General features: G+C 66.5%; 18 protein-coding genes and 1 pseudogene. 6 read left to right on the top strand and 13 right to left on the bottom strand.

All coding sequences use genetic code 11. The features are described from left to right. Positions 1 to 116: 116 nt before the first annotated feature. Together QTI17_RS27825 and QTI17_RS27820 are read right to left on the bottom strand one after the other, a co-directional pair. A pseudogene (locus QTI17_RS27825) lies at positions 117 to 411 on the bottom strand (transposase); the annotation flags it as partial. A 205-nt stretch (positions 412 to 616) separates the two neighbouring features. Then, positions 617 to 3784, bottom strand: coding sequence for a hypothetical protein (locus tag QTI17_RS27820; protein WP_286536901.1), 3168 nt, complete (start codon positions 3782 to 3784; stop codon positions 617 to 619). A 327-nt stretch (positions 3785 to 4111) separates the two neighbouring features. Here QTI17_RS27820 and QTI17_RS27815 point away from each other — a divergent pair, with 327 nt between their 5' ends. Beyond that, positions 4112 to 5134: an SGNH/GDSL hydrolase family protein gene (locus QTI17_RS27815; protein ID WP_286536900.1), complete on the top strand. Its 1023-nt coding sequence runs from the start codon at positions 4112 to 4114 to the stop codon at positions 5132 to 5134. A gap of 139 nt (positions 5135 to 5273) precedes the next feature. Here the strand turns inward: QTI17_RS27815 and QTI17_RS27810 are convergent, their stop codons facing one another. The 10 genes from QTI17_RS27810 to QTI17_RS27765 form a co-directional block, all read right to left on the bottom strand. Next, on the bottom strand, positions 5274 to 5915 hold the full coding sequence (locus QTI17_RS27810) for a peroxiredoxin (protein ID WP_286536899.1): 642 nt from the start codon (positions 5913 to 5915) through the stop codon (positions 5274 to 5276). Between the two features lie 105 nt (positions 5916 to 6020). Beyond that, a complete protein-coding gene (locus QTI17_RS27805) occupies positions 6021 to 6635 on the bottom strand; it encodes an alkylhydroperoxidase domain protein (RefSeq protein ID WP_286536898.1) in 615 nt (204 codons plus the stop codon). Continuing rightward, positions 6632 to 7282 carry a CMD domain protein gene (locus tag QTI17_RS27800; protein ID WP_286536897.1) on the bottom strand — a complete coding sequence of 217 codons (651 nt, stop codon included), beginning with the start codon at positions 7280 to 7282 and terminating at the stop codon, positions 6632 to 6634. The genes QTI17_RS27805 and QTI17_RS27800 overlap by 4 nt, the downstream gene beginning before the upstream one ends. Next, on the bottom strand, positions 7279 to 8355 hold the full coding sequence (locus tag QTI17_RS27795; RefSeq protein ID WP_286536896.1) for a putative FMN-dependent luciferase-like monooxygenase: 1077 nt from the start codon (positions 8353 to 8355) through the stop codon (positions 7279 to 7281). The genes QTI17_RS27800 and QTI17_RS27795 overlap by 4 nt, the downstream gene beginning before the upstream one ends. A gap of 35 nt (positions 8356 to 8390) precedes the next feature. After that, on the bottom strand, positions 8391 to 9275 hold the full coding sequence (locus tag QTI17_RS27790; RefSeq protein WP_286536895.1) for a VOC family protein: 885 nt from the start codon (positions 9273 to 9275) through the stop codon (positions 8391 to 8393). Between the two features lie 12 nt (positions 9276 to 9287). Then, a complete protein-coding gene (locus QTI17_RS27785; protein ID WP_286536894.1) occupies positions 9288 to 10142 on the bottom strand; it encodes an ABC transporter ATP-binding protein in 855 nt (284 codons plus the stop codon). After that, a complete protein-coding gene (locus tag QTI17_RS27780; protein ID WP_286536893.1) occupies positions 10139 to 10987 on the bottom strand; it encodes an ABC transporter ATP-binding protein in 849 nt (282 codons plus the stop codon). Before QTI17_RS27780 ends, QTI17_RS27785 begins: the two co-directional genes overlap by 4 nt. After that, on the bottom strand, positions 10971 to 11549 hold the full coding sequence (locus tag QTI17_RS27775; RefSeq protein ID WP_286536892.1) for an OsmC family protein: 579 nt from the start codon (positions 11547 to 11549) through the stop codon (positions 10971 to 10973). The genes QTI17_RS27780 and QTI17_RS27775 overlap by 17 nt, the downstream gene beginning before the upstream one ends. Positions 11550 to 11572: 23 nt before the next feature. Beyond that, complete coding sequence (locus QTI17_RS27770) at positions 11573 to 13408, bottom strand: ABC transporter permease (RefSeq protein ID WP_286536891.1); 1836 nt, start codon at positions 13406 to 13408, stop codon at positions 11573 to 11575. A 20-nt stretch (positions 13409 to 13428) separates the two neighbouring features. Then, positions 13429 to 14598, bottom strand: a complete 1170-nt coding sequence (locus QTI17_RS27765; protein ID WP_286536890.1) for an ABC transporter substrate-binding protein — start codon at positions 14596 to 14598, stop codon at positions 13429 to 13431. Between the two features lie 902 nt (positions 14599 to 15500). Between QTI17_RS27765 and QTI17_RS27760 the strand changes: the two genes are divergently transcribed. Beyond that, positions 15501 to 17084, top strand: coding sequence for an MFS transporter (locus QTI17_RS27760; RefSeq protein ID WP_286536889.1), 1584 nt, complete (start codon positions 15501 to 15503; stop codon positions 17082 to 17084). Positions 17085 to 17453: 369 nt separating this feature from the next. Further along, a complete protein-coding gene (locus QTI17_RS27755) occupies positions 17454 to 18755 on the top strand; it encodes a hypothetical protein (protein ID WP_286536888.1) in 1302 nt (433 codons plus the stop codon). A gap of 113 nt (positions 18756 to 18868) precedes the next feature. Here QTI17_RS27755 and QTI17_RS27750 read toward each other — a convergent pair whose 3' ends face one another. Then, positions 18869 to 19768 (bottom strand): LysR family transcriptional regulator, encoded by a 900-nt coding sequence (locus tag QTI17_RS27750; protein ID WP_286536887.1) that lies wholly within the window; start codon positions 19766 to 19768, stop codon positions 18869 to 18871. A gap of 96 nt (positions 19769 to 19864) precedes the next feature. On the opposite strand from QTI17_RS27750, the gene QTI17_RS27745 reads away from it, so the two are divergent. From QTI17_RS27745 to QTI17_RS27735, 3 genes are all read left to right on the top strand, one after another. Continuing rightward, the gene (locus QTI17_RS27745; protein WP_286536886.1) at positions 19865 to 20878 is read left to right on the top strand and encodes an aldo/keto reductase; all 1014 of its coding nucleotides are present in this window, start codon (positions 19865 to 19867) and stop codon (positions 20876 to 20878) included. Between the two features lie 165 nt (positions 20879 to 21043). Beyond that, the gene (locus QTI17_RS27740) at positions 21044 to 23260 is read left to right on the top strand and encodes a TonB-dependent receptor (RefSeq protein WP_286536885.1); all 2217 of its coding nucleotides are present in this window, start codon (positions 21044 to 21046) and stop codon (positions 23258 to 23260) included. 44 nt (positions 23261 to 23304) lie between these two features. Continuing rightward, complete coding sequence (locus QTI17_RS27735) at positions 23305 to 24573, top strand: PepSY-associated TM helix domain-containing protein (RefSeq protein ID WP_286536905.1); 1269 nt, start codon at positions 23305 to 23307, stop codon at positions 24571 to 24573. Positions 24574 to 24762: the final 189 nt, after the last annotated feature.

Here is a 24762-nt window from a genome sequence, read left to right as displayed (position 1 = left end):
GCTCGCCGCGCAAGGTCGCCTTGGACTGTCGCCTCAGTTCGGCGTCGGCCGGGTGGCCTCGGCGCGCATTTGCACCGGATTGGGCATCGAGGAGATGACCTTGCTGTTGACGGGGCGCTTGCTGCTTTCTTCCCTCGATCCGTGGGGTTGGGCCCACGGCTTTTTGTGCCAGTGGCGCTTTCATCATCGCGCCGTCGACGCTCTGCCAGCGCCAGGCGATGCCCTGCATCTGGTCGTGCTCGCCAAGTCCAGCTTTCCACGGAGCTTCGAAGAAGCCTGCAGCCTCCCATTCGAGGAACCGCTTGTGAGTGGCGCTTGCACCGCCGACGCGCGCCTCGGGCAGCGCCTTCCATTGGCAGCCGTGCGCAGCACATAGACGATGGCTTCAAACACCACTTGGCTTGGGTGTGGCCCTACCCTGCGGCAGCGACAGCTGACACATTACATAATTGTCCTTCGGTCGCACGGATCTGTAGGAGCGATTTATGGCAACCGGCGAGCCCGCCTGGGACCACCTGAGGCCGCCGCACCTGAGCGCCTTGCCTGCAATTCAGTGGAAGCTCCAGAATCTGGCGCTCAAAGCTACTAACCAACGACGCAACGTCGCGAAGCCGGATCAAGGTGCGCCAGGCCGAGGGCCGGACGGCAGTGCCGGGCGCGACGCTCCACAATCGAGTCCGAGCCTTAAGACGCATTCCGCCTGGCGATCCAACGCCTCCCGCGCGGCGGGTGACAGGTACCAGCCGAGCGGCACCAAGGTGGACTCGGTGGTCTGATCCAGCAGCCAGGGCTTGGTCGGTGCCAGATCCGCACCCATCGCGGCGACCGCCTGCCTGCCTCGCGCGCCGATGCCCGACACGTTCAGCAAGGTCACGGGAGGCCCCAGGAAGTCCACGTAGAGTCCCCAGGAGGCATTTTTCTGCGGCAGCGCCAAGTCTTCATCGAATCCTTCGCCTCTCAGGCACTGCTCCTTGGGCTCCCTGGACCCCTGCTTCTCGCAGCTCGGCGCGACCTGACCGTTACGGATGAGCACCAGTTGTGGCGTCCACCCCAGCGGCAACTTGTCGCTCAAGGAGCGAAACACGTCCGAAAGACTCTCCACGCCGCTGTTGTCGTGGTATCCGCCGTCCGCTAGGTGACCGATCACCTCCCTCGAACCTTGATGCTCCTGCATCGGCACCGGCTCCAACGCTCCGAGGGGATTGATGAAGGGAAAGCGCGCCGCTGCGTGGGCCGCTGTGATAAGACTGGGCTGGGACCCGACCTCCGCGATCACGTCCTCGCTCCCCGGCGTCTCGCGCGGACTCAGCCGCATCGTCGACAAGGTCGCGCGGTTGCCCGATTCGACCCACGTGCTGTTGAGCATCAACTCGGGCTCAGCCTGATTCGGATGCGACGGCGCAAGCGAATCCGCCAGCGCGGGAAACTGCCGCATCCATTCCCGCTCGAAGCCCAGCGCCCGGCTCAGGAAGCCGCAGCCGGGCTGGCTGCAGATCAAGGGTTGGCCAGCCCTGTACACCGGAATAGTCCGGGCAAACACATCCTCGAACAACATGGCTCCCAGCAAGGGAGACAACGCATCGAGACGCGCAAAGCGTGTCTTGACGCATGGGCTGACTGGAGCGCCGGCGGGTGTCTGGCACAGGCAGGCGACGTACACGGCCTCCCCGACCGCACCGCCCGACACGCCACTGAGCGCCACGGTTCGGCTGTCAAACGAGGCGATGCCCGGCCGATCATGGAGCTTGGCCAGAATCAGCGCAGTCCAATATGCCGCCCGGATGCCGCCGCCCTCGCTGGCGACCAGGTAGACCTGATGGTCCGCCTTGGTCGGCGCGACGTTCTTCAACGAGGAAGCCCGTTCGGCAACCACGCGCTCCAGAGTTCGATTGGCGGGAACGGGATCGGTGGGACGAAGCAGCGGTCGCGTATCCCGATCGATGACGTGAAGACCGATGCCGACCACGGCGACCAGCGCAACAGCCAGCAGCGAACGGCCCAGACGTTCATTGGGCTTCCACGGACGTACCCTCGGGTCCTCCCTTGATGTCGCAGGCCTGTAGAGCAGCACGCCCCACAATACCGCGCTCATCGCGGCAAGAAGGCCGGTCACCATCAGCCCGTTTCTTCGCAGCGTCGCGAGCGTGGCGTCGGCCACCCCCGCGAGGGTGTTGAGCGGCATGACGTGGTTGTCCGCAACCTTCAACAGGCCCAGAACGCCGACGACGCCCAGGACGGCCAATCCCCACGGAATGGTCTGGCGCTGCTCGGCCAGCGAAATCGCGCCCACCACGCCCATCCACCAGACGAGAGCCAGACACAGCAACGCGAAAGTCGCCGGCGCCTGCGAAGTGGTATCCGGCCACCATGCCATGCATGCACGCAGGACCAGCATCAGGAGGAGCGCCACCAGCGGCAGCGCGATGGGCCTGGTCAGCGGGACCAAGGGGCGAACCAGGCGTGCGATCGGCTTGAGCCTCCTGAACAACGGCGCCAGCTTCGAGCGGATGAAGTGCAGGCATCCTGTCGGCGCCGGGTCTCCCGCGTCCATGCCGTCGTCGTCATGCCGAGGCTTGATGATCGTACCCGTGCGCAGCAGCATGTAGACGTCCGATTCGCTGTTGTAGTAGTCGCGCGAATCCTTGAACGACAGCTTCCGGCGCAACGCCAGGAACGCAAGACCGCTCGCGATCGCGGCCATCGCGAACAGGCCGAGGTACACGAAGGTCACGAAAAGACCGCGGTCGGCAAGCGTACCCCGGCCCGCCCGCGCCGCCGCGGCCGCATCGCCGGCAGTGTGCGCGACGAGCACGCAGAACATGACCAGCGGCACCAACGACATCGCCCGCGCCCATCCTCTCGCAAACTCGCCCACCTGCCTGTAGACATCCTTGCCGCCCGGGAGTGCGAGCCCCGGACGCTCGACCATTCCCACGAGCCGGGTCCACAGCCAACTGGAGTAGGCCAGCATGCCGACGGACACGGCCCCGATCACCAACACCGCGAAGCTCCACGCGCCCGTGCCGGGCGGCGAAGGCTTTTCCTGGTTGCCCAGGGGTCCTGCAAGCGCCAGCAGGACGTCCCGACATTGGTCGAGCGCCAGCGTGAACGCGGCGAACAGGCCCAGCAGCAGCAGGATGTAGCGGGTCCGGCCGACGATGCCCATCACACCCGATCGCCAAGCGGCGCGGCGCTCCGACATCTCTTCCTGTTCCTTGTCATGCAGGTCGAGATCCATCCCGAACCACCACACCACCGTCGCCACCATGATGGGCGTCAGCGCCAGCATCACGGCGCCCACGGCGACCAGCAGCGCCACCGTGTTCAGGCATGCGTGGGTCTTCTGCTTTCGCGGGGGCACCGTCACCGTCCGCCAGAACATCGCGAACAGGATGACTGCCATCGCGAGGCTGGCGAGGAAGGCCCAGCCGTCGACGCCGATTCGCACGACGGCGCCGAAATTCTCGATTCCGTCGACCGCCCAAAGGACGAAAACAACGATCCAGCTCACCGGCAGCAACGCGAACTTCAGCCGGCCCTGCTGCAACGCGCCGCCCAGCGCCCGCGCTGCAGCCAAGATCAGCGCCCCGTAGAGGGGCGTGAACAGCGCCGTGTCGAGCAGGACATATGCCGCGGCGGCCGGCCAACGCTCGGAAACGGGGAGGCACCAGTTGCGTACTGCGGCAAGCACCGTGGATGTGGTCGACCACCCTATCAGATCCTCGATGCCATAGCCCGACGGCAGCTTCAGTGCCTTCTGCAGCGCAAAGAGTACCAATGCCACGATCCCGCAGCCGGCCGCGAGCCAGGAGAGCGATGCGAAGGAAAAACCGGTCGAATCGCCGACCCGGGCAGAGAGCGGGTTCGGTCCGAGGCACCTCTGCCTCCGCCTCCGTCATCGACGGTCTCGACCGGTGCGTCCTGGTCGGCGTCTGCGGCGTGGGCCCTTTCCAGCTCCTCGATCACTGCGCTCATCACGACCTCCAGTCGTCGGGTCCTGCGCCCCGGCCTCGACAATTCAACCTGTTTTGTTCAGCGCTTGGCAATCCTCCATCCGGAGGATGCCGCCGCCGCACGCGCGCACTAGTGTGCAACGCGAGGAGGCACCGTCATGGCTGTGATCACCCAATACTCCGCCCTGAGCAACCAGGGACTCGCGAGCAAGACCTGGCGCCGCATGGTTCGCATCGACACGGTCGGCGCCGACACGTCCGTGGTCATCAAGGCCATGACCCAGCTCGCCCTGGACTGCCTCGTCTACGCCGAAGGCGACTCGTGGTTCGACAAGTTCACCCCGATCCCGAGCGAAGGAACCAATCTCCTCGAAGAGATCCGCACACCCTATGTCGCCGGCGTCGTCGATGTCGCGCACATTGGCGACGAGGCACGCGACATGGTCCGAGGCTGGCAGGCGAGCCGGACGCGGGAAATGTTCAGGCTCTTCCCCTTCAAGGCGATCCTGCTGTCCGCCGGCGGCAACGATCTCAAGAACCTGTTTTCCGACCTGTTCGACAACAAGGGGCTGCAGAGGGCGGGGCTGACGTCCCGTCTCTCCGCCAGCGACCTCGAAGGCCTGGCCACCCCAGCCAGCTACACGGCCTTCTTCCGGGACGTCATCACGAGCATCCAGCGCTTCGTCGACATACGCGACGACGCCCAGGACCCGGTCACGCGGAAGGCGCCCATCTTCCTGCACGGCTACGACTACCTGCAGCCTCGTCCGGCCGGCGCGACGATCTTTGCGGGCACCAAGATCGGCCGCGGCCCTTGGCTCTATCCCTCGCTGCTGGCCGCGGGATTGACTGACGTCGAAATGAGATCCGTCGCCGACGCCATCGTCGACGAACTGAATCGGCAGCTGCAGCTTGCCTTCGCCGGTGCGCCGAATGTCCACGTCATCGACCAACGCGGCCTGCTGACGCCTGCCGATCCCCAGACGAGGCAGGCTTCCAACGACTGGCTCGACGAGATCCATCCGACCGAGCGTGGGTTCGCCAAGCTGGCCACGAACCGCTGGGAAGTCGAGATTGCGAAAGCGCTGGGATGGTCACCGGCGGCGGGCGATCTACAGGATCCTCTGCCCACCAGCAACCAGAGCACCGCGCTCGGTGGAGGATCGGCTGCCATCGCATGATCGATGCCGCACGAAGGCCAGATCAACCCGGCTCCGATCGCGCCTGCGATCCAGAAGGCGCTAGAAGCTTGGGAGCCAAGCGAGCCGAGGAAGCGCAGCGTGCGGCCAGCGAGATCATGTTCCCTTCGCTGCCGGACGGCTAGCGGTTCGGCTGCGGCGTGATGCGCAGGTAGGGCCGGATCGCCTTGAAGCCCTTCGGAAAGCGCTCGGCCAGCTCGGCCGGGTCCTGCAGGCTCGGGAGGATCACGACGTCGTCGCCGTCCTTCCAGTTCACCGGTGTCGCCACCTTGTGGCTGTCGGTCAGTCGCAGCGAGTCGATCACGCGCAGGATCTCGTCGAAGTTGCGCCCGGTGCTCGCCGGATAGGTGATGGTGGTGCGGATCACCTTTTTCGGATCGATCACGAAGACGCTGCGGACGGTGGCCGTGGTCGAGGCGTTCGGGTGGATCAGGTCGTAGAGGTCGGCCACCTTGCGGTCGGGGTCGGCCAGGATTGGAAAGTCGACGGTGGTGTCCTGCGTCTCGTTGATGTCGCCGATCCATTGCTTGTGCTTGTCCGCCGGATCGATGCTGACCGCGATCGGCTTCACGCCGCGCCGGGCGAACTCGCCCGACAAAGCCGCGGTCTTGCCGAGTTCGGTGGTGCACACGGGCGTGAAATCGGCGGGGTGCGAGAACAGCACCACCCACGAGTCGCCGGCCCAGCGGTAGAAGTCGATCTCGCCTTCGCTGGAGTCCTGGGTGAAATTGGGGGCGGTGTCGCCGAGTCGCAAGGTCGTCATGAAGGCTCCGGAAAGATGATGAACGAACCGATTCTGTGGAGCCCCACGAGCGGCCCCAAGGAATGTCTTGTTCTTTCGGTATCGGGATTGCGCATATGTGCGGCTTCAGGAGCGAGGTTCACCCCTTGCTGCAGGCTCTCCAAGCGAGAGCATGAGCCGGTTCGCCCAGTTGAAGAATGCGGCGCCATGGATGACGTCCGAGATCGCGAGATCGTCCAGGCCTGCTGCACGCAGCCGCGCCACATGGGCCGGACCGAAGGCGATCGGTGTCGACGTCAATGCCACCGACGCCTCGACGATCGCGTCCCAGCGTTCGTCGATTCCGGTGCCCACGCCTTGCTCCAGCAAGCGCTGCACGTCGCCCCTGCGACCGGAGAAGTGCGACGCGAAGCGCGCATGCACCGATGCGCAATAGATGCACCCGTTGTGCCGCGAGGTCGCGGCGGCTGCCAGTTCGCGTTCGGCGCGCGGCAGGCCCGCTTCCGGGTTGTAGAAGATGTCCTTGTCGGTGCGCGTTCGGGCACCGAGGATGTCCGGGTCGCGCGCCAGCAGCATGAAGTACGGCGACTTCGCGCGTGATGCGTCCACCAGCCCCGCCCAATGCCGGTCGGTCAGTTCAGTCTCGGGCAGCGGCGGCAGCCACGGAAGCCAATCGAGCTCGTCCTGCGTGAACGCGTTGGGCGCGATGTTGCCCGGGTGTTTCAATGTCGCGAGCGTCATGATGCCAACGGCTCCTGCTTCGAAACCACTGGGGCCGGATGTTCCGCCAGCACCTGGAGGCCCGTCACCAGGCGCACCTGGAACGCGAGGAACGCCACAAGTTGCGACAAGGTCACGATGTCCGTCGGAGACCAGCCTGCATCGAGCAGGGCCTGCAAGTCCTGCGCGCCGGCATCCCTCGGATGGAACACGAGAAGGTGCGCATGCTCCAGCGCGGCAGACAGGCGCGCTCCGAGGATGGTCCTCCCCGCGTCGCTGACCCGCCAGGACGGCCCCGGCGCGTCCTCCCTGCTCAACGTTCCCGCCGGGAACCGGCCGTAGGGCCCCGCGGCAGTACCGGCTGCGGCCTCGACGGCCAGGGCATCGGTCAAGCGCCGTGAGGCATCCTGCCGGGTGACGCCGCCCGCGTAGAAGCGGCTGGCCTGCGCTTGCCCCTGCACGGCCGTCACGAAAGTGGCGATCGCGAATCGCTCCTCCGAGGTGAAGTCGCCCGCGGCGAGCAACCGAGGCTCGAACAAGGCCAGGTAGCTTTGCTGACTGTGGATGCGCGCTTGCGCGCGCGCTGCGCGTATCGCGTCGAGCGGATGGCCCGGCGCGATGCCGGACAGCTGGTCGATCACGTCGGGTGTCGGTGTGTGGGTGGTCATGCGGCAAGCGCTTGGGTTGGTTTGTGGGCTGCTGGTGACGACTCCTGCCGCGACCAGCCAAGGGCCGGTGCGACCCGGGTGGCGATGAGTTCGATGGAGCGAAGAATGAGTGGATGCGGCGGATCGACGGAATGCACCTGGAACACGATGTCGGTCACCCGATCGAGCACGCGGTCGGCGCTGAGCGAGGCGATGACGTCTTCGACGGTGCCGACGTGGACGTCGTAGCCGGCAATCAGCTCTTGCAGCGAGGCGTCCGCGCCGGGACGGCTCGGGTCGCCGAAGCGCGCGACGCTGCGGCGCAGGCCGCGCTCGGCCAGCCGAAGCGCCTCTGCACGGTCGTCGGCGACGAACACCGAGCGGGAGCCCATGATGCGCGGCGCGCGGCCTGCGGGCAGCCGTTCGAGATACGCGTCGATGATGGGATCCTGGAGTTCGGCCAGCGATGCGCGAGGGTCAGCGCCGGGCCGAGGCTGGGTGCGCGAAAGCATCAGCCCGTCACCGGCCTCCCCCGCCCGAATGCCGCCACCCTCGGAAAAGGTCGCCTGCCAGACCCGGTCGAGCAACTGCGGGGACGAGGGATAGAGATGGTCGCCACCGGGCAACGGGCGTCCGGCCCATGCGTCGCGCACCAGCGCCAGGTGGCGCGCGAAGACTTCCGCACGCGCCTCGCTCGAAAGTCCGAATGCAGTGAAGGACGAAGGCGTTCCGCCGGTTCCGACGCCGAATTCGAGTCGACCGCCCGACATCAGGTCGAACACCACCGCATCCTCGGCGACGCGCACGGCGTTCTCCAGCGGAAGCGTCACGACGCCCGTGCCCAGGCGAATCCGACGGGTGCGCGCCGCCACATGGGCCAGGAAGACGAAAGGTGACGGCAGCCCGCCCTCGGCCTCGTGGAAGTGGTGTTGCGCCACCCAGGCGGAATCGAATCCGAAGGCCTCGGCATGGGCGATCTGCTCGGCGACCAGCCGATAGCGTTCGGCGGCCGGCGCGTCGTCGAGAAGACGGCTGAAGAAGCCAAGGCGCCTTTTCGTCGGCGCCGCCGCGGGGGCGAGAGAAGGCGAAGACAAGATGGGAGGTCTCCTGGACTGCGGATCGTCTGGCGTCAAAGGAAGGCGGGACGGGCCGAAGCCTCGTGCCTGCGTGGCGATTCGCCGTGCCCGTCGAACTCGATGCTCGCGCCGTGCGTGCGCGCCAGGTCTGGCGACAGGGGCGCACCGGCCAGCGAAGTCCGAAGCACGACGGCGAAGGGTCCTTCCCCGTTCAGGGCGAGCCGCGCGCCGATCGGGTCGGCGCCCTCGCCCTCCAGGTCTTCACGTTCCTGTGCGCCGCGCGTCGAAGAAAGCACCAGCGTGCTGTTGCCGAGCTCGATCAGCGCCAGTCTCGAGCGTCCCCCTGGCAATGTGACTGCGCCGCCGACGCGCGCCGAACCGGCCGCTTCCGGGTCCCCGAGCAGCGCCCTGTAGCGCGCCAGCGTGGCATCGAGATCGCGCACCGCGATCGACAGGCTGGCCACGCCCGTGGCGCCATTGGGGTGCACGCGGGCATCGCCTTCCGGCACGCGAAGGTTGCGCGGCGTGATGTCGCCGCACAGGAAGGGAAGATCCGGTGACGGCGGCCGCGCCGTCTGCCAGCGCAGGCGCTCGCCATCGGGCCGCACGCGTCCGCCGTCGAGCGGGCCGTCCAGCACGAGGCCGCGGCGGGCGGCTGCCTTCACGGTCTCGGCGGTGTTCTGCGGCAGCAGGGCGAAGTCCACGATGCCTTCGCCGTGGCGCTGAAGGACTTGCCACCAGCGTTCTCCGGGAGCCCGGGCCTTCCACGCGATCAGCTCGAAGTAGCTGCCGTCGGCAAAGACCACCAGCGCGTTGTGCGTCGTCCGCCCCGGATGGTCGCCGCCGCGCTGCACGTTGAATCCGAGCGCCGTGTAGTCGTCGATGCTCGCTTCGAGGTCGTTGACGGCAATGACGATGTGGTCGAGTTGAAGTGTCATGAGACGGGTCTTTCAGGAGGCGGTGCGGGCAGCGTCGCCGCCCCCGAGGTAGGCGTCGCGGATGCGCGTGTCGGCCAGCAGCTCCCTGGCGGAGCCCTGCAGCACGATGCGCCCGGTCTGCAGCACATAGCCGTAGTGCGCGATCTGCAGCGCCAGGCTCGCGTTCTGCTCGACCATGAAGACCGAGACGCCCTGCCCGTTGATGCGGACGATGAGTTCCAGCACCTTGTCCACATACAGCGGCGACAGGCCCATCGTCGGCTCGTCCATGCAGAGCAGCTTGGGCCGGCCCATGAGCGCACGCGCCATCGCCACCATCTGCTGCTCGCCGCCCGACAGGGTGCCGGCCTGGAAATCGATGCGTTCGGCCACGCGCGGGAAGAGTTCGAGCATGCGGCCGAGGTCTTCCGACACGGCCTTGCGGTCGTTGCGTGCGTAGGCGCCCATGAGCAGGTTCTCGCGCACGGTCATCGCCGGGAACAGGCGGCGCGCCTCCGGCACCGAACCGATGCCGCGCCGGATCACCTGGGGCGTGCCGAGGCCGAGGATCGATTGCCCGTCGAAACGCAGCTGGCCCGAGCGCGGCTTGAGCAACCCCAGCACGACCTTCATCGTGGTCGACTTGCCGCTGGCGTTGCCGCCGAGCAGGCTCACGATCTGGCCGGGGCGCACTTCGAGGTCGAGATCGAAGTGCGCCTGCACGGGGCCGTAGAAACTGTTGATCTGCTTCAGTTCGAGCAGCGCGTGCCGGCCGCCCTCGCCTTGCGACCGGGCGGACGGCAGAGACGCGCCCTCGTCCCGGTTTCCGCCCCAACCGGATGTCGGCGCCAAACCCGTGCGGGCGACCGTCGAGGCGAGCGCGCTCATCCTGCCACCGCCTCTGGCAGCGCGCTGCCGACGTGACGATGACCCAGGTAGGCCTCGATCACCCGCGCGTCGTTGCGCACCGCTTCCGGCAGGCCTTCGGCGATCTTGCTGCCGTCGTCGAGCACCACGACGCGATCCGAAAGCTGCATCACGAGGTCGAGCTTGTGCTCGATCAACAGGATGGTCTGGCCGCGCGCCTTGAGCGTGCGGATGATTTCGAGCATCTCGACAGTCTCGCTCTCGTTCATGCCGGCCGTGGGCTCGTCGAGCAGAAGCAGGCGTGGCTTCGACGCCAGCGCACGTGCGATTTCCACCCGGCGCCGGTTCGCGTACGAGAGGCTGTACGCCGGATGGTCGATGCGCGGCGCGAGCCGCTCGCCGAAGAGCGCGATGATCGCGAGCGCCTCTTCGCGCAGTGTTTTCTCCTCGCGCGTGACCGAGGGCGGCTGCACCAACGCCAGTGCGAGTTCGGCCAGTGCCGCCACGCCCGGCACGCCCCCCATGCGCGGCTTCACAGCGCGCAGCCGCGTGTGGGCGCCGACCAGCACGTTGTCGAGCACCGTGAGGTTGGCGAACACACGCCCGTGCTGGAAGGTTCGCGCGAGACCGCGCTCCGCGAGCCGCGTCGCCGGCCAGCCGGTGATCTCCTCGCCATCGAATTGCACCAAGCCCGCGTCGGGCTGGTCGAGGCCGGTCACGAGGTTGAACAGGGTCGTCTTGCCCGCGCCATTGGGTCCGATCACACTGACCAGTTCGCCCTCGCCCAACTGCAGGTCGACCGCATTGACCGCGGTGAGACCGCCGAAGCGTCGCGTCAATCCGGCGATCTCAAGCAGCGAGGGCATCCGCTTCCTTCCGGCCGGCATTCGCGGCGTCGGCCTTCGAATTGACCAGCTTGACCTCGGCACGGATCGACTGCGGATTGCGCAGCAGGTTGAGGATCGGGCAATTGCGCTCGACGGCCGCGAACAGCGCATCGATCTCTTCGCGGCTCGCCGGTGAATCGATGTGCACCGTGTAGCCGATCTCGTGGGGCCAGATCGGCGTCTGCTCGTGCCCCGGCTTGCCGCCGCGCGGGTCGATGATGCCGGTCACCTCGACTTCGAGGCTTTCCAGCGGAACTTGCCGCTCCGCGGCCTGGATCAGGAAGATGTGCGTGACGCAGGTGCCGAGCACGCCGAGCTGCAGTTCCGGCGAACTCGGCCCGAGGTTGTAGCCCGCGAAATCGGGCGGACTGTCGCTGATGACCTGGTGATCCCGGATGCGCAGGCGGCGCACGCCGCTGCGGCCTTCGGCGCGCACATGGGCCTTGAGCTGGAGCGGCTGTGCGCTGCCGGCCTCGATGGCGGCATTGCGCGCGAGCACGGCGGCGCGCTTCTCGGCAAGGTAGTCGTTGAGTTGGCTCATGGTGCGTGTCCTGTGTGATGGATTCAGACGGTGCCCAGCAATCCCTGCGGGCGGAAGCGGATGAGGAGCAGCAGTGCGATGCCGTAGATCAGCATGCGGTACTCGGCCGTGATGCGGAACAGCTCGGGCAAGCTGACCAGTGCCACGGCACCGAGCAAGGCACCGCTGATGTTGCCGAGGCCGCCGAGGATCACCATCGTCAACGCGAGGATGGAGATCTGCGAGGTGAAGGTCTCGTGGTTGATGTAGGAGTAGAGGTGCGCCGTGAAGGCGCCACTGATGCCGGCTGCGAAGCCGCCGAATCCGAAGGCCAGCGCCTTGTAGCGGTCGGGGCTGACGCCATAGGCGCGCGCCGCGACCTCGTCCTCGCGCACCGCCCGGAACGTGCGCCCCAGATGCGAACGCAGCAGCCGCCACTGCAGCAGCGCAAGCAGCACCATGGCGCCCAATGCGGCCCAGTAGAAGGCACTGTTCGAAGAGGCGTCCCGGCCGAACAGCGAGAGCGGCGGAATCCCCGAGACGCCGATGGGGCCGCGCGTCAGGCTTTCCCAGTTCAGGATGGTGAGCGCCACGATCTCGCCGATGCCCAGCGTCGCGATCGACACGTAGTGCCCGCGCAGGCGGAATGCCGGAAAGATCAGCGCGGTGCCGATCGCCGCGGTCATGAGTCCCGCAAGAACGATGCTGGTGCCCACCGGCAGGTGCAGATCGAGCACGAGCAGCGAAGACGCGTACGCGCCGATGGCGAGCAAGCCGGCGTGTCCCAGGGAAATCTGGCCGATCGTGCCGGCCACCAGGGTGAGGCTCAGCGCCAATGCCGCGTAAAGCCAGGAGTTGGTCAGGGTCTGCAGCAGGTAGGGCGACGGGTCGAAGAGCGGCAGCACCGCCGCCGCCACGAAGAGCGCCGCCAGGAGCCAGGCCGGCACGCGCCAGGGCTTGCTCGGAGCGATGAAAGTCCCGGTGAGCGGCTCCGGCGGCAACACGCGGTTGCGGCCGAACAGCCCGTTGGGCTTCCACACCAGGATCAGCAGCAGCAGGACAAAGGCGAAGAGATTGCGGTAGGGGGTTCCGAACAGGGCAACGCCATAGCTCTCCGTCAGGCCGAGCAGCATGCTGCCGACGATGGCGCCCGGAACGTTCCCCACACCGCCGACCACCGTCGCCACGACGCCCTTCAGCGTGGCCTGGAAGCTCATGGCAGGGCTGATGTTGTTGTAATACATGCCCACCAGCAGGCCTGACAGGCCGCCCAGCGCGGAAGCGATGGCGAACACGCTCTGGTTCACGCGGTTCACATCGACGCCCATCTGCTGCGCGGCGTCCCGGTCCTGCGCGGTGGCGCGCACCGCCCAACCCAGCCTGGTGAAGCGAAGGAACCCGAACAGAAGTGCCGCGCTGCCCAGGCCGATGCCGGCGATCAGGAGGTCCAGCGCACCGACGGTGCCGGTGCCGATATGCAAGCGCCAGTCGGGCAACTGCGTCGGCAGCGAACGCGGGTCCGGGCTCGCGATGAGCTGCACCAGGATGTCGAGCACGAAGCTGATGCCGATGGTCGCGAGCAGCGGGGCGATGCGCGCGGCCCCCTGCAGCGGACGCAGGCCGACGCGCTCGATCAGCATGCCGAGCGCGCCCGAGCCCAGCACCACCAGCACGATCGTGAGCGGCAGCGGCGTGCGCAGAAAGGTGATCGAGGCCCAGCCGATGTAGGCCCCGATCGTGTAGACGGACCCGTGCGCGAAGTTGATGAGGTGCGAGACGCCGAAGATCAGCGCCAGCCCGACCGCCAGCAGCGCATAGATGTTGCCGATGATCAGACCGTTGACCGTGTAGTCGAAGAACGAAATGAACGAGGAATGCATCAGGACGACAGGCTCCGCGCTCAACGAACAGAGGCGACGGCCGCCTTGATCTTCGCGTCGCCGAGCGCCCACTTGCCGTCCTTCACGACGAGGTCGACGCTTTTCACGCCGATCACGCGGCGCGTCTGCGGATCGAAGTTGGCCTTGCCGAAGACCACGCTCGGCACGTCCTTGATCTTGTAGAAGGCATCGCGCACTGCCTTGCGGTCGCCATTCGGGCCCGCTTCACGCAAGGCCGCCGCCGCGATGACGACGGCGTCGTAGGCATAGGCGTTGAAGGCATCCGGCTCCTTGCCATACTTCGCGCGGAAGCGCTTGACGAAGTCTTGCACCTCGGCGCGCGGCTCGTCCGGGAAGAATGCCGTGTTGGTGTAGATCCCGTTCACGGCGGCGCCGCCGAGTTCGATGAACTTGGGCGAATAGACCGAGCCACTCGCTGCAATGGGTTGCGTCAGGCCCACGTTGCGCACCTGTCCGGCGATGAGTGCGCCGTCCGGGTAGTACGAGATCAGCACCAGGCCGTCCGGCTTGGCATCGCGAACGCGCACCAGCGTCGAGCGGAAATCCTTCTCGTCCGGCTGATAGCCTTCCGCGATGACGACTTCCGCGCCGCGTGCTTCTGCCGCCTTCACGAAAACGTCGCGGCTCGTGCGGCCCCAATCGGTGTTGAGAAACAGCACCGCGACGCGCTTGAATCCCAATGTCTTGACTGCAAGATCGGCCAGCAGCGGCTGCGCATCGGCCTGACTGATGGACGGACTCCAGACGTAGTCGCCGCCCTTCGTGAAATCAGGGTGCGAGTTGGTGAAGCCCAACTGCACGAGGCCTGCACGCTGGTAGATCGGCGATGCAGCCATCGACGCCGGACTGGAAAAGTCGCCCAACTCGATCTGAATGCGCTTGTCGTTCACGAATTTCTGCGCCAGGCCGACGGCCTGCCGAGGATCGCTCTGGCTGTCCTCGAACACATAGGCCAGGGGCCGGCCGTTGATGCCGCCGTTGGCATTGACGTCCTCCAGCGCAAGGTCGAAGCCGGCCTTCCACTGCGCGCCGTACTGCGCGTTCTGTCCGGTCAGGGGGCCACTGACGCCGAACCACACGGATTCGCCGGCAGCCGGTGCCGCCGAGGCGACGATGGGGGCCAGCAGAAACGCGGCTGCGAGGCGAAGAAAGGATTGACGGTGCAACATGCGGTGCGCTCCAGGGCAACGAAAGACGCCGATTCTTCGATGGCCAGACTACGTTTGGGAACGAAGAAATGAGCGCAACTTTCATCGGAAAACGCATATGGCGTGAGGAGGTAGCGCGCATGTGTGCCGTCGATCGCGCGACAGGGCGGATGCCAATACACGGGTGGTAGCGCTGGCAGACGTTCCCGCGCTGTGGGTCTTGGTGGTAGCTTGCGACTTAGTCGCCCTGCCGGCGGCCTTTTTGGTGGCCTTCGCAGCAGCCTCTAGGGCCTTTGCCACCTTAGGAGCGGCGGTCACTGCCTCCCGAGCGGCCCCATCACGCATGCCGCGGCACGTGAAAGTAGTCGGGCCCGGCACGGACTATGCCGTTCCCAGGATCGACTGGTCGAACACCTGCCACCGGGCGCGATCGCCAAGCTATCGCCGCACAACGCCACCGAGAGAAAAGCGCTCCATGCCGAACGCGCGCGGATTGGCGGCATGGCTGGAGCTTCGCGAACGACGAACTCATGGCCCAGCGTTCCGGCGTGGCGGTCCATTGTCGTCGGCCAGCGGGGACTCGACCATGGGACCCGACATGAACTCTATCGGCGAACCCTGGAGCGTGTCTGATATTGAGCGTCGCATACTCATTGGCCGCGCGCGAGCGCCCGTGCGCCCGACGTTGCGGATATTGTCGGATTGGCTTCTCTAGGCCAGCGGCGTGGGCGGCCTCGCGGATTGACGGGCATGGTCGCCCTCAGCCTGGCCACGCGATTCCAGCGCTTGGCCCCAATACGGCCTGTTTGGCTCGAACTCCCGGCGGTTCGACCGGTCAACAAGCAGGCTTCAAACGCCGCCCCTCATCGGCGCCCGCGACAAGACGACCAGCACCCCACCCATAATCGGGCGAAAACCCTTCCATGTCGGTCGCATCTCATTCCATCTGGTCCCCGTTGCGTCTGCCCGCTTTCCGCGGGCTATGGAGCGGGAGCGCCATCTACTTCACCGGGAACGCCATGCAGGTCATGGCGGCCTCATGGCTGATGGTGGAACTGACCGGCTCCTCCTTCCTCGCGGCGCTCGTACAGACCGCCGTGTTCCTGCCGATGTTTCTGCTTGCGCTGCCCGCAGGCGTGCTGGCAGACATCACGGACCGGCGAAGGCTGATTCTGAGATCACTCGCCGTTCAGGTGGCCATCGTCCTCGTCCTGTCTCTGCTCGCACTGGCGCGATGGGCGGGCCCTGGGACCCTGTTGCTGTTCACGTTTTGCGCCGGCTGCTGCACCGCGTTGATGTCGCCAGCCTGGAACACCAGCCTGGCCGACACCGTGCCGCGCGAGGACATGCCGCAAGCCATCACGGCGATGTCCATCGCCTGGAACAGCGCACGGGCGTTGGGCCCGTCGATCGCGGGTTTCGTGTTTGCATGGTGGGGCGCGGGCTGGGTGTTCGTGGTTGCCGCCATGAGCGTCCTGGTGATGATGCAAGCACTGCGGCGCTGGCCCCCGGCTCCCCATCCGAAGTCCCCGCTGCCGGCAGAGCGCCTCTGGAGCGGGACCCTTGCCGGTTTGCGCTATGCAAGATATTCGCCGGTCATCCTGGCGCAGTTGCTTCGTACCGTGGCCTATAGCGGTGCGGGTTCGGCCCTGTGGGCTTTGCTGCCGGCCATCGCGTCGCAACAATTGAATCTGGGCGCCACCGGCTTCGGTTTCCTTATGGGATGTTTGGGGACAGGCGCGGTGCTTGCGGGCCTGGTCCTCGGCCGACTGCGTGCGCGCCTCGGACTCGAGCGCCTCGTTGCATGGGGGTGCATGATTTTCGCGGCCGTGATGGTCATCGCGGCGTACGTGCACATACCGATCATCGTCTTCGCGGCGCTGGCCATCGGCGGCGCAGCCTGGATGGCGGTGATGGCCACCTTCAATACCGCGACGCAGTCCAGCGCGCCGCCCTGGGTCCGTTCACGCGCCGTGGCGCTGCACACGCTCAGTGCACTGGGTTCCTTTGCCCTCGGCTCGGCCTTCTGGGGTGCCGTGTCCGGCATCGCCGGGCTGGCGATCGCCCTGAGCATGGCGGCGGTCGTCATGGCTGGCGGTGTGTTTCTCGCGCGCTGGTTGCCGTTGCGAATGGGCGCTTCGGAGGAGGTCACGCCCGTCGCGCTCTGGAACGATCTCCTGATCAAGAATCAGCCGTTGCCGGGAGACGGCCCGGTGTCGGTGGAAATCTGCTACTGCATCCGTGCAGGCGAGGCCGATGAGTTCCTGAACGCCGTGACTCAACTGCGCGCCTCGCGGCGGCGCGACGGCGCCACGCTCTGGCGCGTCTATCGCGACCTCGGTGACCCATCGCGCTATATCGAACGCTTCATCGTTTCTTCGTGGGCCGAATACCTTCATCAGCGCGCCCGAGCGACGCTGGCCGATCAGGAAGCCGAAGCTCGCGTACGGGTGTTCTTGCGCGAAGGCGAGACAGTAACGACCCAGCACTACATCGCAGAGCGCTGAAGCGGCCGATTGGAGCATGGCTTGCGAAACTGCCGATGCCAGCACCCCCGCCCGCTGGCGAAGGTCACCGCGCGGGGCACAGACCTCCTTCCCGCAGCCCACCGCTTGTCATTCCAGAGTGCGCACGGAGCCAGCCTGGAGGGCGCGTCAATGGCTCACCGGACTCTCCGGTGGTCGGGAAGAGATGCACGGTGTATGCAGGTCGGACCAAAGTGGTATCCCGTCGACCGGCTCAAGCGGGCGTGCAGGCCATGGGCCCTATCTCGTCGTTAGGCCGGATGCACCGCGCGGGATGGGGCCGATGCCGCAACAATTGCGGCCCATTGCAGCTTCATCCCCGCCGCCACGCGTTCGCGGCCACCCCCAACCATGCAGGTCAAGGCTTTTGCGCGGTGCTCCAGGGCGCTCCTATCTCTCGTCGCGGTGATCGTGGGTGCGGCCTCGCTGCTTGGATGCGCCCAGGCAGCCGATGGAACCACTACCAAATCGGGGGCGTTCGAAATCGCCGTCGAGAGCCACCGCGAGTCAGCGCATGGGCCCGACATGCGTCCATTCCAGACGCGCCGGGTTTTCACCTTCAGGCTCAGCCACAACGGCAAGACGATCGCATTCGCCGCGACGCCGCGCACCGACGGTGGCAAGGTGGGCCCGCCGGTTGCGGTTCTGGACAAGGCTTACTTCGTTGGGACGGCGGCGGAGACGACGGCCTTGGTGGCCACCAACGGAGACACTTTTCTCGTCACCGAGTCGCAGGGCTTGCCGGTCGTCACTCGATTGCTCTCCGCGGGATTCAAGGGCTATCAATGGCTCGACGGCGCCGATGGTGCGCCGGGCTCCGTTGTCTTCGAACCCGCAACGGGGGCCGAGCAGGAGTCGCGCAGCCTGACCGAGGGCAAACTGCTGCTCCTCTACGACAACAGCGGGATCAAGCTAGGTGTGCTCGACATTCCCAGGCGTGCCTTTCATCCGCTGGTGAATGCCGATCCGATGCAGCGAAGTTCGCAGGAGATCTATTCGGACGACTATCGAGCAAACGGGATGGTGCCAGGGCGGGCGCGGGCACTCTCGCCGGCGCGCAGCCAGTTCGTGATGGCAGGAACGCGGTACGAGGGTGACAAACCCGCCATATCGCTGATCGTTGTGGATTTCGTGCAGGGGAAGCACAAGATCGTGGCCCTCGACGGCGATGTCATGCGACTCAACGCCTTCCAGAAGATGACGCCACAGTGGATCGACCGCTACTACACGTGGACTCTTGCACCAGACGGAAGCGAGCAACTGAGCGCCCGTCGACCCGTGCCGAAGGCGCCATGGACCGGGTTCCTCACTGACCGCAGCGTCGAGTCGGCGGCATACCGCCTGCTTCCGGTCTCACCGGACATGAGGGACATCTTCATCTCCCACCTCGAGGGGGAGCACGGCGCCGTTCGATTGCAGCCGAAGCCTGGCCAGATCAGTCAAACCTTGCAGATCGGGCCCGACAAGTTCGACGTCACCTACTACGCAACGAACCACACTTTGGTGTTCGAGCCGGCAACCGGCCTCTACACCGAGAGTGCGATCGCTGCGTGCCAGAGCATCGCAACGGGATTCGATCAACGCCTGAAAGAAGGGGCCAACCAGGCGTCTTTCACGCGCTTCGCGGCCGGGGATCTCTGGGCCGAACGCTAGGACTGGCGGACACGCATGGGAGCGGATGTAGCGCGCCCGCCGCGACTGCGGCCCTGGGGCGTTGAGCGCGGGTTTCCGCCACGCGGACGTTCCGCTCAGCGCAGGGGCTTCGCTCACAGTGACGCAGCCACATCCGCGACCAGGTTGCGCAACCAGACATGGGCAGGGTCCTCGCGGTAGCGCACGTGCCAGGCCATTTGCATCGGAAAGGTGCCTAGATCGACCGGCGCCGGCAGCACCTTCAACCTCGAATCGCCAGCCAGGCGCCGGCAAATCAGCTTCGGCAGCGTCGCACAGTAGTCGGTGGCGGCCACGATTTCGGGGATCGACATGAAGTGGGTGACTGTCACGGCGACGTCCCTCTTCAGCCCTCCCCGCTCCAGTGCCTGGAAAAGCCCTGCGCGCAGGCGCCCTCCCGCCGGAAGCAGGTTCACGTGCTTCATCCGCTCGTATTGCGCCTTGGTGATCTTGGAGCCGACCTTCGGATGGTCGGCCCGCACCACGCAGGCCAGGCCGTCATCCGCAATGTGCTGCACGACCAGGTTGTCGGGCGCATCAGTGATGCGGCCGAGCACGATCGCGGTGGTTCCGGAGGTGACCCCCGTCGCGGCGACATCGACGCCGAAGGGCAATGTGCGCAGGCGAATGCCCGGAGCGAGCACGCGCAGCCGCGCCACCAGGGCGGGCACGAACACGAACTCCACGTAGCTGTTGGGCGCGATCGTGACCAGATGATCGGCGCGGGACGGATCGAAGGCCTGCTGGCCGAGCACCACGGTGTCCAGCGCAGCCAGTGCCGATGTCAGCGCCGGTGCCAGCGCCTCAGCCTTCGGCGTCGGTCGCATGCCGTAACGCTCCCGGATGAACAGCGGGTCCTGCAGCACGGTGCGCAGGCGCGTCAGTGCGTTGGACAGCGCCGATTGGGTCATGCCCAGGCGATCCGCCGCGCGGGTCACGCTGCGCTCTTCGAGCAGGGCCACGAAGATGGGCAGAAGGTTGAGGTCGTATCGCATACAGAATTATCGCCAAGAATAAATCTGGAATCGAAGAAATACATTGGATCAATTTCTTGTGGATGCCCATCATTCAGCCATTCACAGGAGATCACCATGAAATTGAACACCCTTCTTCCCGGCGTGCTGGGATTCGGCACGGCCCCTTTGGGCAACATGTTTCGCGCGATTCCAGAGGAGGAAGCGCGAGCCACCGTGGACGCCGCGTGGAACGACGGCATCCGCTTCTTCGACACCGCGCCGTTCTACGGCGCAGGCCTGGCGGAAGCCCGGCTGGGCGAGGGGCTGGCGGCCCGCGCTCGCGATGAGTTCGTCATCAGCACCAAGGTCGGTCGCCTGATCCTGGACGAAGTGGAAGACGTCAACGCTCGCGACCTCGGCGAGAAGGGCGATGTATTCAGGCATGGCCGCGCCAACCGCATCGTGAACGACTATTCGGAAGACGCGACCCTGCGCTCGATCGAAGACAGTCTGAAGCGACTCAAGACGGACCGCATCGACATCGCCTGGGTGCACGATGTCGCCCAGGATTTCTACGGCGACGATTGGCTCGACGTGTTCGAGACGGCGCGCAAGGGCGCCTTCAAGGCGCTGGACCGGTTGCGTGACGAAGGCGTGATCCGTGCCTGGGGCCTGGGCGTGAACCGGGTGGAGCCGATCGAGCTGCTGCTGGGGCTTGAAGGGCCGCGTCCGGACGGCTTCCTGCTCGCCGGCCGCTACACGCTGCTGGACCACGCGCGGGCGCTGCAGCGCGTGATGCCGCAGGTGGCGGCTCGCGGCCTCGGCATCGTCGTCGGCGGGCCCTACAGCTCAGGCGCGCTGGTGGGCGGGCCGAACTTCGAATACGCGCCCGCCACGCCGGAGATCCTGGCCAAGGTCCAGGCCATCAAGGCCATCGCGGATCGCCACGACGTGCCGATGAAGGCGGCAGGACTGCAATTCGCCCTGGCGCACCCCGCGGTGGCCGCAGTCATCCCCGGGGCCAGCCGGCCGGGTCGCATTGCGGAGGACCGCGCTGCGCTTGAAGCGGCGGTGCCGAAGGACTTCTGGCGCGAGCTGCGACAGGCAGGCCTCGTGCAAGCGGAAGCGCCGCTGCCCCACGGCCTCTGACACCGGCGCGCGCCACCGATTGATGCCACTGCGACGATCCCCGGCTCGTCCGACTGCGGCGGAACCGATGTTCAGGTCGGATGGCACCCGACGACACATTTGCAGGCACTGGCGATCAGGTTTAGTTAATAATAATAAGTGTCATTTGCATTTCTATTCATAACAATGCCCGCTACCCGCTTCTTCCCGAGCCCGATCGCCGTCGCCTGTGCCTTGGCCGTGCTGCAGGCCTTTACGGCCTCGGCTCAGACTGCGCCGGCGGCTGCAGCCTCCACCGTGCCGGTCGGCTCACTGGCCACGGTGACCGTCGAAGCCAGTGCCGACGCTTCTGCTGATGGCCTGACGGCGCCCTTTGCCGGCGGCCAGGTGGCGCGCGGCGGCCGCATCGGCATCCTGGGCAACCAGGACGTGATGGACTCGTCCTTCTCGAGCACCAGCTACACCAGCCAGTTCATCCGGGACATGCAGGCGCAGAGCGTGTCCGACGTGCTGCTCAACGACCCGACGGTGCGCACAGCGCGCGGCTTCGGCAACTTCCAGGAGCTGTATGTCATCCGCGGCTTCCCGGTCTATTCGGACGACATCGGCTACAACGGCCTCTACGGCATGCTGCCGCGCCAGTACATCGCCTCCGAACTGTTTGAACGGGTCGAAGTGTTCCGCGGCGCCAGTGCCTTCCTGAACGGTGCCGCACCGGGCGGCAGCGGACTCGGCGGTGCCATCAACTTGCTGCCCAAGCGGGCATCGAACGAGCCGCTGACGCGCCTCAACCTCGGTGTCCAGAGCGGCGGCGAAGTCTCCGGCTCGGCTGACATCTCGCGCCGCTTCGGGCCCGACGACAGCACCGGCATCCGCGTCAATGCGGTCAAGCGCAGCGGCAACGACGGCATCGACGACGAAAAGCGCGACCTGACCGCCGCCAGCGTCGGGCTTGACTGGCGCAGCCGCAATGCGCGCATCTCGGCCGACATCGGCTATCAGGACTACACGCTGACCCAGGGCCGCCCGAGCGTCACGCCCGGCTTCGGCCTGCCGATCCCGGCCGCGCCGGACGCACAGAAGAATTTCGCCCAGCCCTGGACCACTTCGAGCGAGCGCGACACCTTCGGCACCGTGCGCGGCGAACTGGACATCAACGACCAATGGACGGTCTATGCCGCCGGCGGCCTGCGCCATGGCGACGAGTCGAACGTGGTTGCCAATCCGACCTTGACCAACATCTTCGGCGCCACCGCCGCATCTCGCTTCGACAACACGCGCCAGGACGACGTCAGCACCGGCGAAATCGGCGTGCGCGGAAAGTTCGCGACCGGCTCGGTCCAGCACAGCCTGGTGGCCAGCGCAACCGCCTACAACGACGACCAGCGCAATGCCTACGGGCTCTCGGGCACCACCATCCTGAGCAACATCTACGCGCCGGTTGCGACCTTGTTCCCTCCCCCGCCCACCCTGTTCACCGGCGGCCTGCTCAACGACCCGATGCAGACGCTCAAGGTCCAGACCTCCAGCTTCGCCCTGGCGGACACGATGTCGTTCATGCAGGACCGGCTGCTGGTCACGCTCGGCGCGCGCTACCAGACCATCAAGCAGACCACCTACGACTACAACTCTGGACTGGAGCAGAGCCACTACGACGCGTCGAAGACGACGCCGGTGTTCGGCGCGGTGTTCAAGGTCACGCCCGAGGTCTCGCTCTACGGCAACTACATCGAAGGGCTGCAACAGGGCAGCGTGGCTCCGGCGGTGGTCAACAACCTGCCGGTGCTCAATGCCGGCGAGATCTTCGCGCCGTTCACTGCGCAGCAGGGTGAGGTCGGCGTCAAGTACGAAAGCGGCACCGTGGGCGCCAGCGCCGCGCTGTTCCAGATCACGCAGCCGCAAGCCTTCGTGCGGAACCAGGTCTACGGCACCTTCGGCGAACAGCGCAATCGAGGCGCCGAGTTCCTGCTCTACGGCGAACCGGTGCATGGCCTGCGCCTGCTCGGCGGCCTGACGCTGATCAACGCCGAACAAACCGCGAGCCCCGGCGGCCTGCTCGACGGCAAGGAGGCGATCGGGGTGCCGCGCCAGCAGTTCAACTTCGGCGCCGAGTGGGACATCCCGGGCGTGCGCGGCCTGGCCGTCAACGGCCGCTTCACCTACACCGCCTCGCAGTATGCGGACGCGGCCAACACGCAGACGGTGCCGAGCTGGAACCGCTTCGACATCGGCGCACGCTACCTGATGGACATCGGCAACGGCCGCGTGCTGACGCTGCGCGGGCGCATCGACAACCTGTTCGACAAGTCCTACTGGGCCTCGGCAGGCGGCTATCCGGGCGCCAGCTACCTGGTGCTCGGCGCGCCGCGCACCTTCGTGCTGACAGGCACGATCGACTTTTGACGGACGTCTCGAACGGCGCGCCGACGAGGGGAGTTTCAACGGTGCTGCGCGCTTTCTGGACCGTGGTCCATCGCTGGGTGGGCCTCGCGATCGCGGTCTTCCTGACCATTGCCGGCCTGACCGGCACGGTGACCTCATGGGACCACGAGCTCGACGAATGGCTCAACAGCAGCCTCTACCGCACGGACAGCCGCGCTCCCTTCAAGGATCCGCTGGAACTGGCGGCACGGGTCGAAGCCGCCGATGCGCGCGCCGAGGTCACCTATGTCTCGCTCAACTTCGAGCCGGGCCACAGCGCCGGCTTCTTCGTCGAGCCGCGCATCGATCCGGCCACCGGCAGGCCCTTCGCGCTCGACTACAACAACGTCCACGTCGATCCGGTCAGCGGCCGGATCATGGGACGGCGCGACACCACCGCGGTGTCGCTGTCGCGCGAGAATCTGATGCCCTTCCTGCGCACGGTGCACTACAGCCTGCACATCCCCGCGCTGTGGGGCACCGAGCGCATCGGCTACTGGATCATGGGCGGCGTGGCGCTGATCTGGCTCCTCGACAGCTTCGTCGCGTTCTACCTCACGACGCCGCGGCAGCTGCGGCCGCGCTCGACCCCGCCGACTCAGCCGCACCGCAAGCCCGCGACCTGGTGGGCGCGCTGGAAGCCTTCCTGGCTGATGCGCTGGAGCGCCGGCGGCTACAAGCTCAACTTCGACCTGCACCGCGCCGGCGGCCTCTGGGTCTGGATACCGATCCTCGTCATCGCCTTCACCTCGTTCTCGCTGAACCTGTACCGTGAGGTCTTTTATCCGGTGCTGTCACTGGTGTCGAAGACCACGCCCGGGCCGTACGAGACGCGCCAGTTCGCGCCGCTCGGGCAGACCGTCGCGGCCAGACTCGATTTCGCGCAGGCGATCGGCATCGCAGGCGAGGAGGCCCGGCGCCGCGGCTGGACCACGCCGCTCGGCGGCATCTACCACGAGCGGCGCGGCGGCTTCTACAACGTATCCTTCTTTCCGCCCGGCGGCGATGCGAGCCAGGGCGGCATGGGCCTGAGCAATCTCTACATCGACAGCCAGGACGGCCGGGTGCTGAGCGAGAACCGGCCCTGGCACGGCACTGCCGCCGACGTTTTCGTACAGCTGCAGTTCCCGCTGCACTCGGGCCGCATCCTCGGGCTGCCGGGACGTATCCTGATGTCGCTGATGGGGCTGATGGTGGCGACGCTGTCGGTGACCGGCATCGTGATCTGGCTGCGCAAGAGAAGGGCGCGGCATCTGAGGCCGAAGCCCCGGGCGCGCGGCGTTGCGAAAGCCTGAGCCGCGAGCCGGGGTCACTGTATCTATTGCGCGGATTGACACGGCGGCTGGAGCTTGCCTGCGAATTCAGCAAGTCCACGGAGCCTCGCGCGCTCGGAAGTGTCAGAGGCGGTCTGCGAGAACCTGCACCGCGCCGACGAAGGAACGTTTCTGTACACGCTCGCGAGTTCGAAGACGAATCACAACGAG

This window comes from Variovorax sp. J31P179, from assembly GCF_030316985.1.
In the GTDB taxonomy this organism is placed as follows: Bacteria; Pseudomonadota; Gammaproteobacteria; order Burkholderiales; family Burkholderiaceae_C; genus Variovorax; species Variovorax ginsengisoli_B.
This window is presented reverse-complemented; position numbering and strand designations above follow the sequence as displayed.